This window comes from Klebsiella sp. Sb-30 (genome assembly GCF_057652795.1).
Map to the genome: position 1 here is coordinate 2,914,641 of NZ_CM172749.1, position 16,912 is coordinate 2,931,552.

General features: G+C 58.5%; 12 protein-coding genes. 8 read left to right on the forward strand and 4 right to left on the reverse strand.

Going from position 1 to position 16,912, the window contains the following annotated elements; genetic code table 11:
- From astD to AC236I_RS13655, 3 genes are read right to left on the reverse strand one after another with little or no spacing between them, the layout of a single operon-like run.
- Positions 1-1,467, reverse strand: a complete 1,467-nt coding sequence (gene astD / locus AC236I_RS13645; RefSeq protein WP_134936627.1) for a succinylglutamate-semialdehyde dehydrogenase — start codon at positions 1,465-1,467, stop codon at positions 1-3.
- The gene (gene astA, locus AC236I_RS13650; protein WP_160873162.1) at positions 1,458-2,480 is read right to left on the reverse strand and encodes an arginine N-succinyltransferase; all 1,023 of its coding nucleotides are present in this window, start codon (positions 2,478-2,480) and stop codon (positions 1,458-1,460) included. Before astA ends, astD begins: the two co-directional genes overlap by 10 nt.
- A 17-nt stretch (positions 2,481-2,497) precedes the next feature.
- Positions 2,498-3,703 carry a bifunctional succinylornithine transaminase/acetylornithine transaminase gene (locus AC236I_RS13655; RefSeq protein ID WP_004861358.1) on the reverse strand — a complete coding sequence of 402 codons (1,206 nt, stop codon included), beginning with the start codon at positions 3,701-3,703 and terminating at the stop codon, positions 2,498-2,500.
- 652 nt (positions 3,704-4,355) lie between these two features.
- On the opposite strand from AC236I_RS13655, the gene AC236I_RS13660 reads away from it, so the two are divergent.
- The 6 genes from AC236I_RS13660 to AC236I_RS13685 all read left to right on the forward strand — a co-directional run bounded on the left by AC236I_RS13660 (position 4,356) and on the right by AC236I_RS13685 (position 11,122).
- Positions 4,356-5,630 (forward strand): Glu/Leu/Phe/Val family dehydrogenase, encoded by a 1,275-nt coding sequence (locus AC236I_RS13660; RefSeq protein ID WP_004861355.1) that lies wholly within the window; start codon positions 4,356-4,358, stop codon positions 5,628-5,630.
- A 244-nt stretch (positions 5,631-5,874) separates the two neighbouring features.
- Positions 5,875-6,306 (forward strand): MarR family winged helix-turn-helix transcriptional regulator, encoded by a 432-nt coding sequence (locus tag AC236I_RS13665; protein WP_015584457.1) that lies wholly within the window; start codon positions 5,875-5,877, stop codon positions 6,304-6,306.
- The gene (locus tag AC236I_RS13670; RefSeq protein ID WP_015584458.1) at positions 6,306-7,958 is read left to right on the forward strand and encodes an MFS transporter; all 1,653 of its coding nucleotides are present in this window, start codon (positions 6,306-6,308) and stop codon (positions 7,956-7,958) included. The genes AC236I_RS13665 and AC236I_RS13670 overlap by 1 nt, the downstream gene beginning before the upstream one ends.
- 27 nt (positions 7,959-7,985) lie before the next feature.
- Positions 7,986-9,071: an HlyD family secretion protein gene (locus tag AC236I_RS13675; protein ID WP_015584459.1), complete on the forward strand. Its 1,086-nt coding sequence runs from the start codon at positions 7,986-7,988 to the stop codon at positions 9,069-9,071.
- The gene (locus AC236I_RS13680; protein ID WP_487608521.1) at positions 9,068-10,447 is read left to right on the forward strand and encodes an efflux transporter outer membrane subunit; all 1,380 of its coding nucleotides are present in this window, start codon (positions 9,068-9,070) and stop codon (positions 10,445-10,447) included. Before AC236I_RS13675 ends, AC236I_RS13680 begins: the two co-directional genes overlap by 4 nt.
- Positions 10,448-10,462: 15 nt before the next feature.
- Positions 10,463-11,122, forward strand: coding sequence for an O-methyltransferase (locus AC236I_RS13685; RefSeq protein WP_220667759.1), 660 nt, complete (start codon positions 10,463-10,465; stop codon positions 11,120-11,122).
- A 505-nt stretch (positions 11,123-11,627) separates the two neighbouring features.
- On the opposite strand, the gene hrpA is transcribed toward AC236I_RS13685, so the two are convergent.
- The gene (hrpA, locus tag AC236I_RS13690; RefSeq protein ID WP_487608522.1) at positions 11,628-15,530 is read right to left on the reverse strand and encodes an ATP-dependent RNA helicase HrpA; all 3,903 of its coding nucleotides are present in this window, start codon (positions 15,528-15,530) and stop codon (positions 11,628-11,630) included.
- A 201-nt stretch (positions 15,531-15,731) separates the two neighbouring features.
- On the opposite strand from hrpA, the gene azoR reads away from it, so the two are divergent.
- Both azoR and AC236I_RS13700 read left to right on the forward strand, forming a co-directional pair.
- Complete coding sequence (gene azoR / locus AC236I_RS13695) at positions 15,732-16,337, forward strand: FMN-dependent NADH-azoreductase (protein WP_004861333.1); 606 nt, start codon at positions 15,732-15,734, stop codon at positions 16,335-16,337.
- Positions 16,338-16,579: 242 nt separating this feature from the next.
- Positions 16,580-16,912, forward strand: a complete 333-nt coding sequence (locus tag AC236I_RS13700) for a type II toxin-antitoxin system RelE/ParE family toxin (RefSeq protein WP_069475984.1) — start codon at positions 16,580-16,582, stop codon at positions 16,910-16,912.

Here is a 16,912-nt window from a genome sequence, read left to right on the forward strand (position 1 = left end):
TCAGAATGACAGGCCAGGCGAGAGGGTCGCCGGCAGCGTCAGCGTTTCGCTGACCAGGGAGGCCATTGGCCACGCGCAGTAATCGGCGGCATACCACGCCGAAGCGCGATGGTTGCCGGACGCTCCCACGCCGCCAAAAGGCGCTTTACTGGAGGCGCCGGTTAGCGGCTTGTTCCAGTTAACGATCCCGGCGCGTGCCTCGTCGACAAACTGCTCAAACAGCGCCGGGTCGGCGGAAATGAGCCCCGCGGCCAGCCCATAACGGGTGTGGTTGGCAATGCGGATCGCCTCATCAAAGGTGTCATAGCGGATCACGGTCAACAGCGGACCAAAGTACTCTTCATCGGGAACATCCAGGCCGGTCACGTCGATAATACCCGGCGTTAAGAGCGTGGAGCGCGGGTCCGGCTGATGCAGGCGTAGCAGGACGTTGCCGCCCAGTTCTTCCAGTTTGTCCTGCGCCGCCAGCATCCCCTGCGCCGCCTGAAGAGAGATAACCCCCCCCATAAACGGCTGTGGTTCGGCGTCCCATTTTCCGCTGCGGATCCTCGCGCTGGCCTCAACCAGACGCTGCAGCAGCGCATCGCCTTCGGCGCCGCGTTTGACCAGCAGCCGGCGCGCGCAGGTGCAGCGCTGTCCGGCGGAGATAAAGGCGGATTGAATAATCACATTCAGCGCCGCATCGCTGTCGGTCACATCGGCGACGATCAGCGCGTTATTGCCGCCCATCTCCAGCGCCAGCATTTTCTCCGGCTGACCGCTGAGGTAGCGATGGAAATGGAATCCGGTAGAGGCGCTGCCGGTAAACAGCACGCCGTCGATATCCCGGTTTTCCAGCAACGCCTGGCCGGTCTCTTTCCCCCCCTGAATCAGGTTGATAACGCCGTCCGGGATCCCGGCCTGCAGCCACAGCTTCACCGTCAGTTCGGCGGTGGCGGGCGTCAGTTCGCTCGGCTTAAACACCACGGTATTCCCGGCAATCAGCGCCGGAATAATGTGTCCGTTCGGCAGGTGACCGGGAAAATTGTAGGGGCCAAAAACGGCCATCACGCCGTGCGGCTTATGGCGCAGCAGCGCTTTACCGTCCGGCATCGCGGTTTCGCGCTGGCCGGTACGCTCGCTGTAGGCTTCTATCGAGATGCCCGCTTTCCCCATCATCGCCTGCACTTCGGTGCGGGTTTCCCACAGCGGCTTGCTGGTTTCCCGGGAGATAAGCGTCGCCAGCGCCTCTTTTTGCGCTTCCAGCAGGGCGGCAAACCGCTGAACGCAGGCGATGCGCTCCGCCAGTGGTCGGTGGGACCAGGCATAGAATGCGCCGCGCGCTGCCGCGCAGGCGGCCTGCACCTCCGCCGCACCGGCGCTGGGCGCCTGCCACAGGACGGATTGATCTTCCGGAGCCAGTTTGGTCAGCGTTGCGCCGCTCCCCTGCTGCCACTGCCCTGCGATTAACTGTGCATTTATCGCCATGATATTCTTGCCTCCGGATGTAAAGTCACCGCATGAACCCGGTCGGTTTCATTCACCGCCAGTGCGTCCAGCGCGGCCTGATTAAGTTGCGATTGATCGTCCGGCGATATCAATACCGCACGGAACTGTTCGAACTGGTTGTTGGCGACGATAAGCGGCGACGACCGCTCCGTCATCAGCTGCATGGCCGGAATAAACTGGCTCTCGCTGATTGCCCTGATGGCGTCGGTTTCAGCTTCCAGTACCGGGCCGGCATCAAAAATATCGACCGAACCGCGCCAGCTGAATCCCTCTTTCTCCAGAATCGCCCGCGCCGGCGAGGTATTGGCATGCACCTGGCCGATCGCTTCGCGGGCGTCATCCGGCAGCAGCGACACGTAAATCGGGTACGCCGGCATCAGTTCGGCAATAAAGGTTTTCATTCCCGTACCGGTCAACCGGTCGGCATCGGCAAACGGAATGTCGAAAAAGTGATGGCCCAGCGCATCCCAGAAGGGGGAGTTGCCCTGCTCATCGCTGCGCCCGCGTAATTCTGCAAACAGATGCGGTGAAAACAGCTCTCTGAAGGCGGCGATAAACAGGAAGCGCGCCTTCGACAGAAACAGACCATTACGGTTTTTCTGATATTCCGGGTCCAGGAACAGCGTGCACAGCTCGCTGTGTCCGGTGTGGTCGTAGCTGAGATTCAGCAATTCCTGATTTTTATAGACCCCCAGCTCTTTCGAGGCGCGGACGGTACGCTGCAGGCGAAAATTATAAAAGGGCTCGTCGAGGCCCACGGCGACTTCAATGGCGCTGACCCCCACGACCCGCGCCAGGCGGGTATCTTCCAGCACAAAGAGAAAGCCCTGCTGGCCGCGCGGCAGCTTACCGGCAAAGGTCTCGACGCTGCGCTGGATCCGCGCGGCCAGCCGCGCGGGGTCGTTGGGTAACGAGGTCATACCGACTCCCGCCCGCGACGCGAGGCGGATAATATCGTCGAGGTCATCTTCCCGAACGGGACGAAATAGCATCATAAACCGTCCCCCGATTAGCGCGTCAGGCGGGCGACGGCGCGTTCAAGGCGCACGAAAGCGTCCTCAATGTCCGCCAGCGGAATATTGAGCGCCGGTGCAAAGCGCAGGACATCCGGACCGGCAATCAGCGCAATGACGCCCTCTTCCGCGGCCAGATTGGTCAGGGTTTTAGCCTGGCCGCGCAGATGGCTGGCCAGCTCTGCGCCGATCAACAGCCCCTTACCGCGTACCGCGCTGAAAAGATCGTAGCGAGCGTTCAGCGCGTTCAGCTTCTCGACGATGAGGTCATGACGCCGGGCGACGCCGGCCAGCAGTGGGTCATCCAGCTGGGCCAGAACGGTGTTGGCGACCGTCGCCGCCAGCGGATTGCCGCCGAACGTGGTGCCGTGGGTGCCCGGCTGGAAAACCTGAGCCCAGGCCTCTTTGGCCAGCATCGCCCCAATCGGGAAACCGCCGCCGAGTCCTTTCGCGCTGGTGAGAATATCCGGAACCACGTTGTAGTGCTGGTAGGCATACAGCGTGCCGGTACGTCCGGCACCGGTCTGGACCTCATCAAAAATCAGCGCAGCATCGTGCTGGTCGCACAGTTCGCGCAGCGCCTGCAGGAACGCCGGGTCGGCAGGCATCACGCCGCCTTCGCCGATAATCGGCTCGACGATCACCGCGCAGGTGCGGTCCGATATTGCCGCTTTGACCGCCGCGATATCGTTATAGGGCAGATGGGTAATATCCTGCGGCAGCGGCGCATAATCGCATGAGTATTTCGGCTGCCCGCCGACCGTCACGGTAAACAGCGTGCGGCCGTGGAATGCATTCTGGAAGGCGATAATTTCGCTTTTGTCCGCGCCAGACTTATCGTGGGCATATTTACGCGCCAGTTTCAGCGCCGCTTCATTGGCTTCCGCCCCGGAGTTACAGAAGAACACCTTATCGGCAAAGGTCGATTCCACCAGCGTTTTCGCCAGCTGCAGCACCGGCTCATTGGTATAGCCGTTGCCGATATGCCAGAGGTTATCAAGCTGAGATTTCAGCGCCGCAACCAGCGCCGGATGGGTGTGCCCGAGAGAGTTAACGGCAATGCCGCCCGCTAAATCGATATATTCTTTACCCTGCTGATCCCAGACTTTCGAGCCCGCCGCCTTCACTGGAATAAAGGGCGCAGGGGCAAAACAGGGAACCATGTAAGAATTAAAATCTTCACGAGTCATAGAGCCTGACATAACAATTCTCCGGAACGATTATTGGCATTATTCAGTGGGCCAATCATGGTGAGTCGACATTAACAATTCCCCGATCCCTGTTTTACTGGCGAACGAGCCCGTTGCGATGAAGATATATTCACCACAATAAAACAAAGCCTTTTTATATTTATGGGTATTTGTTAACTCTCGGTTAATACCTTGTGCATTGCGTGCTCTCATGCTGGGCCCTGTCGCGTGACAAAGTCAATACCAGCACCATCATTTTATTCACTTTTTGAAGATCATCAAGATAATGATAAATATGAAAAAATTATTTTACTATTCACCATAGTGCATAAAATATGCATATAAATGCACAGCATGATCCCGTTTTTGGCTGCGTAGTTATGCAATCGAAAAACCAAATTTCTAACAAAAATTTAAAATTCGGAATACCCGTCAAATACCGGTTTATAAAATTGGTGATAACATTCATTGCACAGAGTTTACTGCTGTGTACCCTGAATCATTCGGGTTGCAGGAAGGCGGCGACGCAGAGGATCCCCAGGGCTTACTGAAGTGAATGACTGGGGTGAACGAGGAAAGCCAACGCTCATGCGGCTTGAAGTATGACGGGTAGAAATATTCCACGGTTTCACACGACATAAATAACACTAAGAACAGGACTCTTATGGAAAAGTTATCTTACGCATCTGAAAGTAGTACATCTCCATGGACAACCTACCTGCGCCAGATCGACCGCGTCGCGCCTTACCTGGGCGATCTCGCCTACTGGGTGGAAACTCTGCGTCACCCGAAACGCGCGCTGATTGTCGACATTCCGGTGCAGATGGATGATGGCACTATCCGTCACTTTGAAGGTTACCGCGTACAGCACAATCTATCGCGTGGACCGGGTAAAGGTGGTGTTCGCTACCATCCAGACGTTGACCTGAACGAAGTGATGGCGCTTTCTGCCTGGATGACCATTAAGTGCGCCGCGGTCAATATTCCTTACGGCGGCGCCAAAGGCGGCGTGCGCGTTGACCCGTTCAGCCTGTCAGAAGGCGAGCTGGAGCGTCTGACCCGCCGCTATACCAGCGAAATCGGTCTGATTATCGGGCCGCAGAAAGATATTCCGGCCCCGGACGTCGGCACCAACGGTAAAGTAATGGCGTGGATGATGGATACCTATTCCATGAACCATGGCACCACGATTACCGGCGTGGTGACCGGCAAGCCGATTCACCTCGGCGGTTCGCTGGGACGTGAAAAAGCGACCGGTCGCGGCGTCTTTATTACCGGCCGTGAAGTCGCCGGCCGTTCCGGAATTGAAATTGAAGGCGCGAAAGTGGCGCTGCAAGGTTTTGGTAACGTCGGTAGCGAAGCCGCTCGTCTGTTCGCCGAAGTGGGCGCGCGGATCGTGGTGATTCAGGACCACACCGCCACCCTGTATAACGAAGGGGGCATTGATATGGCCGCCCTGACCGCATGGCAGGCTGAGAAGAAGCAGATTGCCGGTTTCCCGGGCGCCCGTGAAATCGACAAAGATGCCTTCTGGACCACCCAGATGGACATTCTGATCCCCGCCGCGCTGGAAGGCCAGATCACGCGCGAGCGCGCAGAAAAACTGACCTGTAAGCTGGTGCTGGAAGGGGCGAACGGCCCGACCTATCCGGAAGCGGATGATGTCCTTGCCGAACGCGGTGTCGTCGTGGTTCCTGACGTTATCTGTAACGCCGGCGGCGTGACCGTCAGCTACTTTGAATGGGTCCAGGATATGGCGAGCTTCTTCTGGAGCGAAGAAGAGATCAACGCCAAGATGGACCGCATCATGACTGACGCGATCATTCACGTTTGCGAGAAGGCCGCAGACAAAGAGTGCTCTCTGCGTACCGCAGCCTATATCGTCGCCTGTGAACGCATTCTGATGGCGCGTAAAGATCGCGGTATCTACCCAGGCTAAGATGCAGCGCCCCCCGCCCGGGCTATCGCCCGGGCTTTTTTTTGTCCACGCCAGGCCATCCCACCGGTAGCGCCCTTCCCGGTTCGTTCTTCCCCCCCTGCACGTCAGCGTGTCAGGTATTCCCCCTGCTAAGCGCACGTAGCGTTAACAACTTTTTAGCATCTGCCCTTGAATTTGGCTTTCCATCAGGAATAGAATCGTTAGAGCTCTAATGATTTTGTCATGTACTGATGCGAAGAAGACTATGGATAACCGGCAGCTTACCTTTTCCCATCTGTTGTATCTCACGGCCCACCACTGGCGGCTGGCGGTCAATCGCCGCCTGAAAGACCTCGGTATGAGTCAGGCCAGTTGGGTCGCGGTTGCGGCCATTGCCCGCAACGCCGACCCGCTGTCGCAAATTGAGCTGGCCCAGGAGCTGGGCGTGGAAAGCGCCACCATCGTTCCGCTGGTCAATCGCCTTGTCGGGCTGGGGCTGGTCGAGCGCGTTATCACCGAGCGCGATAAACGCAAACGGCTGCTGGTCGCCACGGAAAAGGGTCTTGAGGTCTATCACCAGGTCAAAACCGTGGCGGACGCCCTGCGCGAAGAGATCCTCAGTTCCATCACCGCCGAGGAGCGCGAGCGCACTCAGCGGGTACTGGAAACTCTGCTGCGCGAGCTGGAGAAAAAATAATGCCGCGCCGCGAGAGTAATCCCTATCGCCCTCATGACTGGGCGCCGCACGAGAAACCCGCGCTGCTCGGCTCGCCGTCAACGCCGATTCACAGCCCCCCGAAACGCATCGCCTATGGCATCGTCGGGCTGCTGGTGTGCCTGACCGGCGCGCTGGGTAATGCGGTGGTGACCGCCAACCTGCAAAACCTGCAGGGGACATTTGCCGCGTGGTCCACGGAGATCGCCTGGCTGCCCGCGGTGTACGTGATGACCAACGTGTCGATTAACCTGCTGCTGGTGAAATTCCGCCAGCAGTTCGGCCTGCGCGCCTTTACCGAAGGCTTCCTGGTGCTCTACGTGCTGGTGACCTTTTTCCACCTCTTCGTCAACGATCTCAGCTCGGCGATGATGGTTCGCGCCGCCCACGGCATGGTGGCGGCCGCCCTCAGTTCTTTGGGTATCTATTATCAGGTGCAGGCGTGGCCCGCTCGCCACCGCCTGAAAGCGTTGACGATTGGCATTACCGGCTCCTCGCTGGCGATCCCCATTGCCCGCCTGTTCTCCACCGAACTGTTACAGCTTGACGAATGGCGCGGACTCTACTTCTTCGAACTGGGGCTGGCACTCATATCCCTGGCCTGCGTTATCGTGCTGAAGCTGCCGCCCAGCGATCGGAAAAAGGTGTTCGAGAAAAAGGATTTCATTACCTTCATGTTGCTGGCGCCCGGCATGGCGCTGGTCTGCGCCGTCCTGTCGCTGGGCCGTCTCGACTGGTGGTTTGAAGCCCCGTGGATTGGCTGGTCGCTGGCGGGCGCGGTGGTGTTAATTGTCTCGGCCATTGTTTTTGAGCACAACCGAAGCAACCCGCTGCTCAATACGCAGTGGCTCTCCAGCGGCAGTATCCTGCGTCTGGGGCTGATTATGCTGCTTATTCGCATTGTGCTGGCGGAGCAAAACACCGGGGTTATCGGCTGGCTACAGTACGCGGGGCTGCAAAACGAACAGATGGGCACCCTGGCCTGGTCAATTTTCGCCGGTATCCTCAGCGGGATTATCGCCAGCTGTCTGACCCTCAATCCGCAGCGGCTCTACTGGCCGATCGCCACCGCGCTGACCTGCATCATGCTAGCCTCGCTGCTCGACAGTCAGTCCACCATCCTGACTCGCCCGGAGCAGCTGATGTTCAGCCAGTTTTTACTCGGTTTCGGCAGCGCCTTTTTCCTCGCTCCGGCCATGCTCGCCGGGATCGGCGGGGTCATTGCCGACCCGCGCAACCTGGTGAGTTTTTCGGTGCTGTTTGGGATGAGCCAGAATATCGGCGGCCTGCTGGGTTCGGCTATTCTCGGGACCTTCCAGACCTGGCGGGAGAAGTTCCACTCCAGCCAGCTGGCCGACCAGCTGACCACTCTGAACCCGTTAATTACCGAGCGCCTGCAGCAATACAGCCAGCTGTACCAAAGCCAGATCGGCGACAGTACCCTGCTGAACGTCCAGGCCAGCACGCTGCTGCAAAACGCCTCGACGCTGCAGGCCAATATTCTTGCCTACAATGACACCTATCTTCTGACCGCGGCGATTTCCGCCGGGACGCTGATCTGGGTGTTCTGGCGATTGATAAGACTGCGTATTACCGCCCGTATCGCGTTGCAACGCGCGACGGGCAGCAAATAACACTGATAATTTTTCTCTGGAGTCGTTATGAGTCAGCAGGATGCGGCCAGGCAACAGGCCAACACTCGCAATAATATCCGCGTGGTATCTATTTTTACCGCCGCCGCCATCGGTCTTATCGGCGTGCTGGTGATTTTGTATGCCTGGCAGCTGCCGCCGTTTACCCGCCACAGCCAATTTACCGATAACGCCTATGTTCGCGGGCAGACCACCTTTATCAGTCCGCAGGTCAGCGGCTATGTGACTGCCGTTAATGTCCAGGATTTCGCCTACGTCAAGCCAGGCCAGGTGCTGTTCCAGATTGATGACCGGATCTACAAACAGCGCGTTCATCAGGCGCAGGCGACGCTGGCGATGAAAGAGGCGGCGCTGAAAAATAACCTGCAGCAGCGTAAAAGTGCCGAGGCGGTCATTCAACGCAACGAAGCGGCGCTGCAAAACGCCCGCGCGCAGAACCAGAAAAACCAGGCCGATTTAAAACGCGTGCAGGATTTGACCGCCGACGGTTCACTGTCCATACGCGAACGCGATTCCGCCCGGGCCAGCGCGGCGCAGGGTTCCGCCGATATTGAACAGGCAAAAGCAACGCTGGAAATGTCGCGCCAGGATCTGCAATCAACCATCGTAAACCGCGATGCGCTGGCAGCCGACGTCGCCAGCGCCAGCGCGGCGCTGGAGCTGGCGGAAATCGATCTGAACAACACGCGCATTGTCGCCCCCACCGCCGGTCAGCTCGGACAGATATCCGTGCGCCTCGGCGCCTACGTCAGCGCCGGTACCCACTTAACCTCGCTGGTGCCGCCGCAGCACTGGGTGATCGCCAACATGAAAGAGACCCAGCTGGCGCAAATTCGTATCGGCCAGCCCGCCACCTTTACCGTCGATGCGCTGAACGGCGAAACATTCAGCGGTACCGTACAAAGCATCTCGCCGGCGACCGGCGTTGAGTTCAGCGCTATCTCCCCGGATAACGCCACCGGCAACTTTGTCAAAATCGCGCAGCGCATTCCGGTGCGCATTGCGGTGAAGGACGGGCAGAAGAACAGTTCGCGACTGCGCCCGGGAATGTCGGTGCAGGTCACCATTGATACCCGCGAGGGAGCACAGCCATGATCCGCCCGCTGACTCTCGCGCTGGCCCTCGTACTGATCGGCTGTCAATCGGCGGACGTTCAGCGTGCCGGGTCGTCATTACAGATCCCGGCCGCCTGGCGTGCCGATGTCGGCCCGGCCAGCCCGGTGGAAGGGGTGTGGTGGCGCCACTTTCACGACAGCCAGCTCAATCGCTATGTCGACCAGGCGCTACGCTACAACAGCGATGTGCTGATCGCCCGCGAGCGCGTCAATGAGTATCAGGCCCGGGCCTACGCCGTCGATAGCAGCCTGTTTCCATCGCTGGATGCCTCATTGACCGGCACCCGCGCGCGGTCGCAGTCCGCAGCAACCGGCCTGCCCGTGCACAGCACGGTCTACAAAGGCGGATTAACCGCCAGCTATGATGTGGATATCTGGGGCGCTAACCGCAGCGCGGCCAGCGCCGCCCAGGCGAGTCTGGAGGCGCAAAAAGCCGCCGCCGCGGCCGCCGATCTCACCGTCGCCACCTCGGTGGCCGCGGGGTATCTGACGCTGCTTTCGCTGGATGAGCAGCTGCGGGTCACCCGGCAGACGCTGAAATCGCGCCAGGACGCGTACAACCTGGCTAAACGTCAGTTTGAGACCGGCTATACATCGCGCCTGGAGCTGATGCAGGCCGATTCTGAACTGCGTTCAACCCGTTCGCAGATCCCGCCGCTTCAGCATCAAATAGCTCAGCAGGAGAACGCCCTGAGCGTCCTGACGGGCAGCAACCCTGGCAGCATTCAGCGCCAGAATTTCAGCCGACTGACGCCGCTCGCGCTGCCGTCCCAGCTGCCCTCCACGCTGCTGAACCGCCGTCCGGATATTGTTCAGGCCCAGCGGCAATTGCTTGCCGCCGATGCCACCCTCACCTCCTCGCAGGCGCAGCTCCTGCCGTCGATCAATTTGACCGCCACCGGTAGCCTGCAGGATCGGACGTTGCCGGACCTGCTCGATAACCCGCTGCGGTTGTGGAGCCTTGGTGGCAGTATTCTCGCCCCGCTGCTCAACCGTCAGGCGCTCAATGCGCAGGTGGATGTGTCGATGGCGCAACGCAACCAGGCGCTGTACGGTTATGAGAAGACGGTGCGCGGCGCGTTTCAGGAAGTGAATGACAGTCTTGATGCCATCGCCCGCTATGGCGAGCAGTTAAACGAACTCCTCAGCCAGCAAGAGGTGGCGCAGGAAACCTTGCGCATTGCGCAGAATCGCTACCGCAACGGCTACTCCTCCTATCTTGACGTACTGGACGCCCAGCGCACGCTGTTCTCTACGCAGATTAGCGTTGTGCAGGTGAAAAACAATCTGCTACTGGCGCAGGTGGATTTATACCGGTCGCTGGGAGGCGGCTGGTCAGACTCATCAGGGACGTAACGCGGGAAATCGCTTATGCAACAACAATGGTCTGCCGTAGACAGTTATCTGATTGATGCTTTAATTCCCCATGATCCGCTGCTCAGCCAGGTGCTGGCGAACAATCAGCGCGCCGGGCTGCCGGCTTTTGACGTCGCCGCTAATCAGGGACAGTTTCTGGCGCTGCTGGTGCGCATGGTGCGGGCGCAGCGGGTGCTGGAAATCGGCACGCTCGGCGGATACAGCACCATCTGGATGGCTCGTGAGCTGCCGGAAGATGGCGAGCTGCTGACCCTGGAGGCCGATCCGCGCCATGCCGCGGTGGCGCGCGAAAATCTGCGTCTGGCGGGGGTCGATAAGCAGGTCACGCTACGGGAGGGGCCGGCGCTGCAGACCCTGGAATCCCTCGGCGATCGCCCGCCGTTTGATCTGATTTTTATTGATGCCGATAAACCCAGCAATCCCGACTATTTGCGCTGGGCCTTGCACTATTCCCGACCGGGAACATTGATTATCGGCGATAACGTGGTGCGCGACGGCGAGGTGGTGAACCCGCGCAGCGAGGACGACCGCGTGCAGGGTGTACGACGCTTTATCGAGATGATGGCCCGCGATCCGCGCCTGACGGTCACGGCGCTGCAAACGGTAGGCAGCAAAGGCTGGGATGGGTTTACGCTGGCGTGGGTCAACGGGTAGCTTTTGTGCGGTTCGATTAGGTTGCGATATTATTGCTGAAAGAATTTTCAGCAATGACTATGCAGGCATGAGGCATCGGGACATGCAGCAGGGGGTTGGGCCGGCTAAAAATCGCTGAGGCGCAGGCGGCTGGACGGGGCCGCCAGCATGGACAAAAACGCCCGGAGCGTTTTTGAACGACGTTGACGTCGGCCCCGAAGGGGTGAGTCCCAGGGATGGGACGAATAACCTGGCGGAGGCAAGCCTTACAGGGAGGTTACCTCTTGCCGTCCCCGAACAGCCAGACGGCGGAGACGAAGGTATCGCGCAGCGACGATTTTTCTTGCCGGGATGCCGGGTCCCCAGAGCCGGGCGAAACCGGCCCTGGGCCGTTCACCTGTGCCGCAGGAAACAGAAGTATACGGAACCGATAGTGAACGGAACATTCCACCGAACATTTCACAGAACAAACTAAGAAAACACGCCTTCGCCCAAACCACCCTAAAAACGACCATCAGCCGGTCGATCAGACGACGATCTGCTCCATCGCCTGCAGCACCCGCTTGTCGGAGATGGGATACGGCGTTCCGAGCTGCTGGGCGAAGAAGCTGACGCGTAGCTCCTCAATCATCCAGCGAATCTCCTGCACATCCGCATCCCCACGACGCCCCGGCGGCAGCTTATTCAGCCACTGCTGCCAGGCCTGCTGGATACTCTCCACCTTAAGCATCTGCGCCCGGTCGCGATGCGGATCGATGGCCATTTTCTCCAGCCGTTTTTCAATCGCCTGCAGATAGCGCAGAGTATCCCCCAGCCGGCGGAAACCGTTGCCGGTCACGAAGCCGCGATAGACCAACCCGCCCATCTGCGCCTTAATATCCGACAGCCCCAGCGCCATGCTCATGTCGACGCGCCCTTTCAGCCGCTTATTGATGTTAAACACTGCGGTCAGAATCTGTTCAACCTGTTTGGCTATCTCCACCACCGTCTCATTCAGTTCGGCGCGCACCTTATCGTGCAGTCTGGCGAAATCCTCCTCGCGCCACACCGGGCCGCCCGCCTCATCGATAAGTTTATCGACGCCACAGGAGATACAGTCATCAATCAGATCCAGCACTTTGCCGTAAGGGTTAAAATAGAGCCCCAGCTTGGCTTTATTCGGCAGCTTCTCGTGCAGATACTTAATCGGCGACGGGATATTCAGCAGCAGCAGACGGCGCAGCCCCTGCCACATCGCCTGCTGCTGCTCCAGCGGATTATCAAACAGCTTAATCGCCACGCTGTCGCGTTCATCCACCAGCGCCGGCCAGGCTTTCACCTTATAGTTGCCGCGTTTTTGCTCGTAGCTCTCCGGCAGCTGACCGAAACTCCAGATATGCAGCCCGCTCTGCTCAATGCCATTGTCGGCAACGGCAGAAAGCGTCTCCTGCACTTTGCCCTTCAAAGCCTCTTTTAAATCCTGCAGCGAACGCCCTTCCGCCAGCTTTTTGTTCTTGTCATCCACCACCCGGAAGGTGATTTTCAGATGATCGGGCACCTGTTCCCACTGCCAGGCCTCGCGGTCGATGGTCACGCCGCTCATCCGCCGCAGCTCGCGCTCCAGCGAATCCAGCAGCGGCAGCTCCAGCGGCGTCACGCGGCCTAAAAACGCCTCGGCGTAGTTCGGCGCCGGCACGAAATTACGGCGCACCGGTTTCGGCAGCGATTTAATCAGCGCGATAATCAGCTCGCGACGCAGGCCGGGAATCTGCCACTCGAACCCGGCCTCTTCCACCTGGTTGAGCAACGGCAGCGGAATATGTACCGTCACCCCGTCGGCATCGGCGCCCGGTTCAAACTGATAGGTCAACCGCAGCTTGAGGTTGCCCTGATGCCAGAAGTTCGGATAGTCAAGCTTACTGACCTGTTCCGCCCCCTCTTTGATCAACATACTCTTTTCGAAGTTGAGCAGATCCGGCGTTTCGCGACTGGCCGCTTTCCACCACTTATCGAAGTGGCGCGCGGAGATCACATCGTGGCTGATACGCTGGTCGTAGAAATCGAACAGCGTATCGTCATCCACCAGAATGTCGCGGCGGCGCGATTTATGCTCCAGCTCTTCGATTTCCGTACGCAGCCTGAGGTTGTCGCGGAAGAAGGCGTGACGCGTCTGCCAGTCCCCCTCCACCAGCGCGTGGCGGATAAACAGCTCGCGGCACAACGCCGGGTCGATCTGGCTATAGTTCACTTTGCGGGCGGCGACGATCGGCAGACCGTAAACGGTCACTTTCTCCGTCGCCATCACCGCCCCCTGCGCCCGCTCCCAGTGCGGTTCGCTGTATGAGCGTTTCAGCAGGTGCTGCGCCACCGGCTCTATCCATTCCGGGTCGATGCGCGCGGCAATCCGTCCCCACAGACGGCTGGTTTCCACCAGTTCGGCAACCATCGTCCACTTCGGCGGTTTCTTGAACAGACCGGAGCCCGGGAAGATAGAGAAACGCGCATTACGCGCGCCGGTAAATTCCTGCTTATCGTTATCTTTCATCCCGATGTGCGACAGCAGACCGGTCAGCAGCGCGGTATGGATTTCGCGATACTCCGCCGGCTCGCTGTTAATCGGCAGCCCCAGCTCTTTCACCACCTGGCGCAGCTGGGTGTAGATATCCTGCCATTCGCGCACCCGCAGATAGTTGAGAAAATCGGTACGGCACTGGCGACGGAACTGGTTCGAGGAGAGCGCTTTTTGCTGCTCGCCAAGGTAGTTCCACAGGTTAACAAACGCCAGGAAGTCGGACTCTTTATCGTGGAAGCGGCGATGTTTCTCATCGGAGGCCTGCTGCTTATCCATCGGGCGTTCGCGCGGGTCCTGAATCGACAGCGCCGAGGTGATGATCATCGCTTCACGCACGCAGCCATGTTTTTGCGCTTCCAGCACCATCCGCGCCAGGCGCGGGTCAACCGGCAGCTGGCTGAGCTGACGGCCCATCGGCGTCAGCTTATAGGCGGTCTGCTGCTCGTCGGTGGTAATCGCCCCCAGCTCCTCAAGCAGACGCACGCCGTCCTGGATATTGCGCTTATCCGGCGCTTCGACGAACGGGAAGGCGGCAATATCTCCGAGGCCCAGCGCGGTCATTTGCAGAATCACCGACGCCAGGTTAGTACGCAGAATTTCCGGGTCGGTAAATTCCGGGCGCGAGAGGAAATCGTCTTCGGAATAGAGACGAATACAGATCCCTTCGGAAACACGGCCGCAGCGCCCTTTACGCTGGTTAGCAGAGGCCTGAGAGACCGGCTCAATCGGCAGACGCTGCACCTTGGTCCGGTAGCTGTAGCGGCTGATGCGCGCGGTGCCCGGATCGATAACATACTTAATGCCCGGCACCGTCAGCGAGGTTTCGGCGACGTTGGTCGCCAGCACAATCCGCCGCCCGCTGTGCGACTGGAAGACGCGGTTCTGCTCGCTGTTCGATAAGCGCGCATAGAGCGGTAGCACTTCGGTATGGCGCAGATTGAGCTTATTGAGCGCATCGGCGGTATCGCGAATTTCGCGCTCGCCGCTCATAAAGATCAGGATATCGCCGGGACTTTCACGTCCCAGTTCATCAACGGCATCGAAGATCGCCTGCAGCTGATCGCGTTCGGTGTCGTCGGCATCTTCAACGATTGGCCGATAGCGCACTTCCACCGGGTAAGTTCGCCCGGATACTTCGATAATCGGCGCGTTGTTAAAGTGGCGCGAAAATCGTTCCGGGTCGATGGTTGCCGAAGTAATGATAATTTTCAGGTCCGGGCGACGCGGCAGCAGTTCCCGTAAATAGCCGAGCAGGAAGTCGATGTTGAGGCTACGTTCGTGCGCTTCATCGATGATGATGGTGTCATACTGCATCAACAGTCGATCCTGCTGGATTTCCGCCAGCAGAATACCGTCGGTCATCAGCTTGACCATGGTGTTGTCGCTAACGTGGTCGCTAAAACGGACCTTATAGCCGATGCAGCCGCCCGGCTCGCTTTGCAGCTCTTCGGCAATACGGTTGGCCACGGTGCGCGCCGCCAGACGACGCGGCTGCGTATGGCCAATCAGCCCTTTCACCCCGCGCCCCAGCTCCATGCAGATTTTCGGCAGCTGGGTGGTTTTACCGGAGCCGGTCTCCCCCGCCACAATGACCACCTGATGGTCGCGAACCGCCTGCAAAATCTCATCTTTTTTCTGGCTGACCGGTAGATTTTCCGGGTAGGTAATCGTCGGACGCGACGCTTCACGCAGCAGGACTCTCCCTGCAGCTTGTTCGATCTCTTGCGCCATCTCCTGAAGAATGGCCTGCTGGGCTTCAGGATTTTTAACCTTCTTCACGCCATGCAGGCGACGGGAAAAGCGTGACTTATCACGCAGCATCAGGCCATCAAGCCGTTGGAATAGCTGAGAGAAGGTGAACTTTTGTTGTTCTGTCATAGCGTTATCGGGCAGCGCACTGCCGGGAAAAATCTCTTTTGATGTATTGCTGTATATTACCACATCTGCGAATCGCATGCCTTGTTCAAAAAAATTGAATACAGGGTTCGATTTATTGCGCTTTCTCTGTGGCATGATTGTGAATACAGTGTCAACAAGCACCAGGGCATCGACCCGTCAACCTCATATAAGGAAACACCCATGAGCAAAGTATTAGTACTGAAATCCAGTATTCTGGCAGGGTACTCACAATCCGGTCAGCTGTCCGACTATTTTGTTGAACAATGGCGTGAACAGCACGCTGAAGATGTTATCACCGTGCGTGACCTGGCAGCCAATCCGATTCCGGTACTGGATGGTGAACTGGTTGGTGCTCTGCGTCCGAGCGATGCGCCGCTGACGCCGCGTCAGCAGGAAGCGCTGGCGCTGTCCGACGAGCTGATCGCTGAACTGCAGGCTAATGACGTGATTGTTATCGCCGCGCCGATGTACAACTTCAACATCCCGACTCAGCTGAAAAACTACTTCGACCTGGTGGCTCGCGCCGGTGTGACCTTCCGCTACACCGAAAAAGGACCAGAAGGTCTGGTTACCGGTAAACGTGCGGTCGTGCTGACCAGCCGTGGCGGTATCCATAAAGATACCCCGACCGATCTGGTGACGCCGTACCTGTCTACCTTCCTCGGCTTCATCGGTATCACCGATGTGAACTTTGTCTTCGCAGAAGGCATTGCTTACGGTCCGGAAGTCGCGGCCAAAGCGCAGTCCGATGCCAAAGCGGCCATCGATAGCGTGGTTGCAGCGTAATTTAGATTGTCACTCCCACCGCCCGGTGGGAGTTTCTTCTCCCCGTCACCCACCTTACGAGACGCCTCGTAAAATCAGCAGCCCATTCTGCCTGTAAATCCTCCAACGTATACGATAGCGCTCACGGCCTGCGGCCAGCTGTCTCCGACCTCCGGGCCTGACCTGACAACATGTCGAAAAATCATCGATAGGTACCATGTACACGCTCAGGTGTACATGGTACCTTAGCAAGGAGCGTACTCATGTGCTGTGCGATTGAATTTATCGAAACGCCGCTGTTTACCCGGCAGATAAAACAGCTTGCGACTGACGATGAGCTTCGGGCGCTGCAGAAAGAACGCATTGGCAATCCGGATGCCGGGGATATCATCCAGAATACGGGTGGACTACGGAAAATCAGGATGGCGACCGGCGCTCAGGGGAAAAGCGGCAGCGCGAGGGTGATTTATTTCCTCGCCACCGCTGAGATTATCTATCTGGTTTTGGCGTACCCGAAAAGCACCAAAGATAATCTCACCGATGCAGAAAAATCCCGGCTCAAAAAACTAGCTAACCTACTGAAAAATGAGGTGTGA